Source organism: Ruegeria sp. HKCCE4148 (assembly GCF_017872495.1).
Lineage (GTDB): Bacteria > Pseudomonadota > Alphaproteobacteria > Rhodobacterales > Rhodobacteraceae > Ruegeria.
Window position 1 is genome coordinate 1,036,950 of sequence record NZ_JAEDOS010000001.1, and the last position, 6,030, is coordinate 1,042,979.

Sequence of the window (6,030 nt, forward strand, 5' to 3'; positions counted from 1 at the left end):
TGAGTGATCTGACCTACAGTGAAGTCACAATGGCCCTGGCGTAGGCTTCCATATCGATACTCGCGCCTCCAGTTGCGTACCAAACGACAACGGCGTCCTTTCCTGGCGAGACATAGATTCCTTGGCCATTCATTCCACTTTTGTAGAAATCGCCATCGGCAAAAACGGCATCCCATTGGTATGCGTTTGCCATCGGTTGTTCACGGAATGCTTCAGAAAGGTGTGGGCCGAGTGTTCCCTTCATGTAGTTTTCGGCAACGCCCGCTGTTTGGATCGTGTCGATCATCTTTTCAGATACAATGCGGTCTGACGCTGTCTTGTCCCAGCTTGGCGTGTAGAGCAGACCAATCTTTGCCATGTCGATCAATCGGCTGCTGATCAGGCCGTGTATTATGCCGTTTCCTTGAGGTGACAGCGCCAGGGTGGCATCGCCAGTCATTCCAGCTTTGCTCCAGACCCGCTCCGTGATCGCTTCACCAAGTCTCTGGTTCGTAACGGCTTCAATGACGAGACCAAGCATTTGTGTGTTTGCAGAGGAGTATTCGAAAGCCTCAGCCGGTTCCCGCAGTTTGGGTATAGCAAACAGGGCTTCGTTATGCGTTTGCAGAACGCCTTCTTCGTTCGGAACACCAACCTCAGCCCTGACAAAGCGCCCATATGGTGTATCGCCTTTGCGTGAGAGGGGGTTCTCTTCCAAATCCAAACCAGACTGCATGTTCAGGACGTCGATGACCTTTATGTTCTCCCAAGCTGTTCCCTTGGTGCCATCTACATAATCGCCAACCGTTTTCTGAACGTCGATTTTACCCTCATCTTCCAATTGACCGATCAGCAAGCTCGAAAGGATTTTTGCATTGGACATCCAGACGTGGTTGTCCGTTCGACGCATTCCTGGGTAGGCCTCATAAGCGATTTCGCCGTTGTGAAGAACCATAACGCCCTGCACTGTGGAATCATCAGCATTAATCATCTCGTCGAGCGAGACAGCATTGCCGTCAGCGCCTGGGACGCTCGTCGCTCCTACGGCATCGTTAAAGTTTGTCGCAAGCATCGCGACGGCCCCGTCGCGACGAATGACAGAACTCGGCAAGAACTCGGCGAGGTTCATGTACGAAAACGCCCCGGCTTCGGTGATGTCGAGAAACTTCTGTAAATTCCATTCAGAGCTCAGGTCGTAGGCTTGCTTGGCTGAGTAACCATTCCTCAGGTCACGGATGGAAAAGTCTTCTCGCGGCGTCGCGTATGGGTCGTCCTCAGCATGTACAGGAGAGGTTCCAAGGCTTTGCATAATCAAACCTCCAATAAGCGCAAAAACTGGAAAATTGGACTTTGAAAGTAACGAAGTGTTTGGCATGGCAGTATCGCTCCAAATGAATTGCAACTGAAGTATGGCCGCGGCCAGCGTGTTGAAATCTGGTTTTCGAAGAACTGAACAACGTACTTTTACTCGTCAAAGCATAGTCCGTTCTCTAGGAAATTCGAGAATTACTGCCGCTCGCCCTTACCTGGTGAAATATCCATTTTGTTCGCATTGCAGTCATTCCGTGAATTTGGGCGAATGTCTGCCACGAGACCACGGCGGGCAACGAAAGTGGCTTTCAAGTTTATGTTGCTCAGTCAGTATTGAGTGGCTGGCGACTTAGGTTGACACATCGCCGACCAGCCTGCTCTGATCGAAGCAATTTATTCATGTCCGTAATCCCATTCGGAGGCATCAATGAAGTTCTTTAAGTCTCTCACAGTATTCGCTTTCGCATTCATGCCGCTTCACAGCGCTGCACAGTCCCCCTCATTGCAAGACGCTTTCGAGCGTTTCCCTGAGTTTCCCGGCACAACTGTCTACGTCGGTGGAGAAGTTCTCACCATGAACCCGGACGCCCCGCTGGCTGAGGCAGTGGCGGTCAGAAACGGTCGAATTACTGACGTCGGAACCCTGGAGGAAATCGAGGGTCGCCTGCCCGATAGAAGCTATTCAATTGACCGTAGCTTTGAAGACAAGATTATTGTGCCGGGGTTCATTGAACAGCATTTGCACCCGCTTCTGGGCGCACTTGCGATGATGTCTGATGCCATCATTTCCATCGAGGACTGGCAATCGCCAGCGGGATTTGCACCTCTTGCCAATAGCGAGGAGGAGTTTCGCCAACGTCTGTCCGAGGTAATCAACACTTATGATCCAAGCAGCGGGCGACCGCTGATGGTCTGGGGGTATCATGCGTCATGGCACGGCAGCATGAGTCGTGCGATTTTGGACGAACTGGCCCCCGACATTCCGCTGGCTGTATGGCAACGCTCCACCCATGAGATGTACTTCAACTCGGTTGCCCTGGAACAACTTGAAATCACGGAAGAATACATTGCCAGCTGGTCAAGTGAACTGGCTAGGTCTCAAGCCAATCTGGAAAAAGGCCTCTTCCTTGAAGCTGCTTTCTGGGAGCACGTGTTCTTTGAGAAATTTGCTCCGGTCTATGCATCCATCGACAGGGTTATGGAGGCGCTAGAGTTCACAGAAGATTACTATCACCGCAGCGGGATTACGACCCTTGCAGAGCCTGCTGGTCCTGTTGATCAGAACGCCCAAGCTCTTGTAGCGAAATCGTTCGGGCCAGACGACACGCCGTTCAACTTTTATTTTATTCCGGACGGTCGGACGCTTGGCGGTTTGTTTCTGAACACAGAGGGCCCCGAAAAAGTACTGACCGAGACCGAAGCCATGCTGGCGTGGAGCGAAGGCCGAACCCAGTTCCTGCCCAAGCAGGTCAAGCTGCTGTTGGATGGAGCGATCTTCAGTGAATTAATGATCATGCGCGACGGCTACTTGGACGGGCATGAAGGTCAATGGATCATGACGCCCGATTTCTTCAAACAGGTGTTCGACCTTTATTGGGACGCGGGCTTTCAGGTCCATGTTCATAATCTTGGAGACGGCGGTCTGGACATTCTTCTTGATGCCCTTGAGGCCGCCATGCAACGCAATCCGAGATATGACCATCGCACCGTCGTTGTACACTTTGGCTACGCTCAACCAGATCAGATCGCACGCATTAAACGTCTTGGTGCCATTGTCAGTGGTAATTCTGTCTACACGCCGACGCTCGCAGATCGGTATGCCGCAGGCAGCGTTGGTAGCGAGCGCACAGAGCGCATGGTGCCTTTAGGCGATGCCGTTCGAGCAGGTATCCCCTTTTCGATGCACTCGGACATGCCGATGGCTCCCGCAGAGCCGCTGAAGTACATGTGGGCTGCTGTCAATCGGATTTCCACAAGTGGTCGTGTCGTTGGTCCGGACCAACGCATCAGTGCAGAATATGCCCTGAAAGGTATTACCATCGGCGCAGCCTATTCCCTGCAACTGGAGGATGAAATCGGTTCTATCGAGCCGGGCAAACTGGCCAACTTCACAATCCTCGAAGAAAATCCGCTAACTGTAGATCCTTTGACGCTGGCCGATATCAAAGTGTGGGGTACTGTCCTTGAAGGCCGTCTTCAGCCCGCTCCTCCCGCAGCAGATGGAGAACATGACGAAGCCGATGCAAGCCAGCTCATCTATAATCCGGAACGTGTGCTGATGGCGTCGCTACGCCACGCACGCAGTAAGGCCCACTATCACGATCACTCGCAATCCACACAGCCTAACGTCTTTGATCCACTCGGAATTTCGACCTTTGGTTCTCGTTGATTGTCGCTCGAACAAGTCGGATGATTGCACCAACTCGCTTCGAAACGCGCGGTGACAATTCTGGCGTTTTGCGCAGGCGCAGAACCGTCGCTCCCGCTGCGTTCTTGAGTGCCAAGTTTGCTCCGTTTGTCACGTAGCCCACTGCTGCGGACAAGGCTTTGATCGTATCCTGCTCAAGCTTTTCCCGCTCCTCAGGACACGCCATCTTTGTTCCTGCGAAGTTGCCCGGCATACTGAACTCACCCTTGGCTGCGTCAAGGGTTCCTGTAAACCGGTTACGTCCTCCGTACAGGCCAAACTGGCCATCTTGATCAATTGTCAAGGAAGGAGGGTTCTCAGCAATGAGCATACACCCTGCGATCTCGTAAACTTCCCAAGCGGTATCGTAGATCGATTGTTCTGGGTCGTTGCCCCCGGCTCTCCTTGGCATCATCTCTAAAACGAGTTCAGCAGAATTTGGTGCGCCACGGGTGAGTACAGGTGTCGCTGTCGTTGAACGAAACATCACGTGATCGTCGGAAATGATCCTGGCAGCCACCGTGTAGGTATGCGCTCATCGATGAGATCTGTGTCGAAGGCAATTTCAACTGTTCTGGGGACACCCGCAAGTTTGAACCTCTGGGAAGACAGCCGAACAGAAGGTGTATCTGCACGCGAAGTATCCAGGAGTTCAACTTCCAATACGGCATTAGGTGGAAGAGCGATCCGCTCCCGGTAGGTCACAGTGGTTTTCACATGCATTGTCTCAGCGACTCCGGACGAAGCGATATAGAGCAGGACAGCTGCTCCGAGCCCAAAGCGGACGACGAAAAGATGGCCAATCGATAATTGGTATCTATTGCGTTTTCCAAACAGCGGCTACTCAATTGCCGTGCGAAATGTTGCGGTCAGCCGTTTGTTCAAACCGTGATGAGGTTCGGCTGAAGAACCGTAGTGCAACTCCGCCAAAGCGGCGATGTCATTGAAAATGACTACCGAGCCACCTTCTTCATGCGCGTAAACCAATAGTTTTTGGCAAAAGGCATCCAAACCAATTGCCGGAAACCCCGCCATTGCTACGCCACCGGGCGCTGGGCCTCCGAACAGCAAGAGAACCGTATCCGGCAGCTCCACCCCTAGTAGGGACGCTTCGGTCGCAAAATCAATCTCCCCAAACCAGACCGTATCGTTCTGCTCCATCACAGTCGCCCTGAGACGTTTCACTGCCTCTGTTACGCTGAGCTGAGATCGCAGATCGATGATGCCATAGTTAGTATTCAATCCGTTGGTCGGCGCTGGTGCTGCATCTAAGTCCTTAAGAACTTCGAGCAACTTGCTCTGAAACGAATTCAACGCCTGGGTGTTATTCAGATCATGCCTAACTTTTAGAAATTGAGAGTCTGTGTAGACGATCTGCGGGCGACCATCCTGATCGAATGAAAGAACGCGAAACGGAAGGTCCAGACCTGCTCGTACGTTCTCTTCCAGTACAGGTGTGTTTATCTCCGGATCAGAGAAAATGAGTACACGAGACGCTGGCATTTCTACGCCTTCGGCTTTGGCCAGACGCGAATGATCTATCGATGCGATTGGAGTAGCTCCCGCTTCGTCAACGGCAGTCTCAAGCTCTAAGAGGTTGTCGTCCACCGCGGTCTGGACAGATGACGATTGTGCCAGAGCGAATGTCGAAACTGTTAAAGTCGCAATCATCGAGAAAACAAAGCCTAACCTCACCATTTTACCACTTCCGTTTTTATCGTACTTTTTTTCAGGGAAACCGCGGCCAGAGCCGCAAAAGCTATCTCGGCCGCTAGGTAAAACAGAAGTAGCTCGTTCGGAACTCCATCGATAAGAATGCTTAGTATGCGTCCAACGGCCAGTCCCGACATAAATAAAAAAAGAACCCACAGCGCGGGACGTTGTAATTCTGGTTTCGAAGCGGCCGCCAACCAAAACAACGCGTTTGCCAGGTAAAGACCCATAATTGCTCGGAACACGTGGGTTTGGTTCGTCCCTTCCACCGGAAATCCTAGCAAAACTGGGATCGAACTGCCGGGCATCAGGCCATATGATAACGCAATTGGCACGAGGCCGACGGCAGCAAGCAGAAGGACTAGTCTAGCACTCATGGGGGACTCCTTCTCGTAGAGGTTTCGCTTTTTTCGCAAATCCTAATCGGTTTTTTGGGCATCCGGTGATCCGAGGCGGATGCCCACGCTGCGCTCTGAAAGGCGTATACGACAGGCCAAGTCGAGTTTTCTGAAGAGCAAGCCGGTGCTGCGCAGCCGATTTCGGCTACGCGACAGACTACTCACAGTGCGCCTTCGTCGCCCAGAAACTCGATACCAGCTGTCGCGCCATCAGTGTAAGCA

General features: G+C 52.4%; 5 protein-coding genes. 1 reads left to right on the forward strand and 4 read right to left on the reverse strand.

The features are described from left to right. Positions 1-13: 13 nt before the first annotated feature. On the reverse strand, positions 14-1,354 hold the full coding sequence (locus I9187_RS05125) for a serine hydrolase domain-containing protein (RefSeq protein ID WP_209940098.1): 1,341 nt from the start codon (positions 1,352-1,354) through the stop codon (positions 14-16). 363 nt (positions 1,355-1,717) lie between these two features. On the opposite strand from I9187_RS05125, the gene I9187_RS05130 reads away from it, so the two are divergent. Further along, on the forward strand, positions 1,718-3,679 hold the full coding sequence (locus I9187_RS05130) for an amidohydrolase (protein ID WP_171181878.1): 1,962 nt from the start codon (positions 1,718-1,720) through the stop codon (positions 3,677-3,679). Here I9187_RS05130 and I9187_RS21875 read toward each other — a convergent pair. The 3 genes from I9187_RS21875 to I9187_RS05145 form a co-directional block, all read right to left on the reverse strand. Then, positions 3,633-4,184 (reverse strand): META domain-containing protein, encoded by a 552-nt coding sequence (locus tag I9187_RS21875; RefSeq protein WP_216601781.1) that lies wholly within the window; start codon positions 4,182-4,184, stop codon positions 3,633-3,635. The two genes, I9187_RS05130 and I9187_RS21875, sit on opposite strands and share 47 nt — an antisense overlap. Positions 4,185-4,537: 353 nt before the next feature. Beyond that, positions 4,538-5,395: a DUF302 domain-containing protein gene (locus I9187_RS05140; RefSeq protein WP_171237875.1), complete on the reverse strand. Its 858-nt coding sequence runs from the start codon at positions 5,393-5,395 to the stop codon at positions 4,538-4,540. Then, positions 5,389-5,787, reverse strand: coding sequence for a DUF4345 domain-containing protein (locus I9187_RS05145; protein WP_171181882.1), 399 nt, complete (start codon positions 5,785-5,787; stop codon positions 5,389-5,391). The genes I9187_RS05140 and I9187_RS05145 overlap by 7 nt, the downstream gene beginning before the upstream one ends. Positions 5,788-6,030 lie beyond the last annotated feature (243 nt).

Coding starts and splice junctions, on each gene's coding strand:
- I9187_RS05130 (WP_171181878.1), top strand. CDS start 1,718: ATGAAGTTCTTTAAGTCTCTCACAGTATTCGCTTTCGCATTCATGCCG.
- I9187_RS21875 (WP_216601781.1), bottom strand. CDS start 4,184: ATGTTTCGTTCAACGACAGCGACACCTGTACTCACCCGTGGCGCACCA.
- I9187_RS05145 (WP_171181882.1), bottom strand. CDS start 5,787: ATGAGTGCTAGACTAGTCCTTCTGCTTGCTGCCGTCGGCCTCGTGCCA.
- I9187_RS05140 (WP_171237875.1), bottom strand. CDS start 5,395: ATGGTGAGGTTAGGCTTTGTTTTCTCGATGATTGCGACTTTAACAGTT.
- I9187_RS05125 (WP_209940098.1), bottom strand. CDS start 1,354: ATGCCAAACACTTCGTTACTTTCAAAGTCCAATTTTCCAGTTTTTGCG.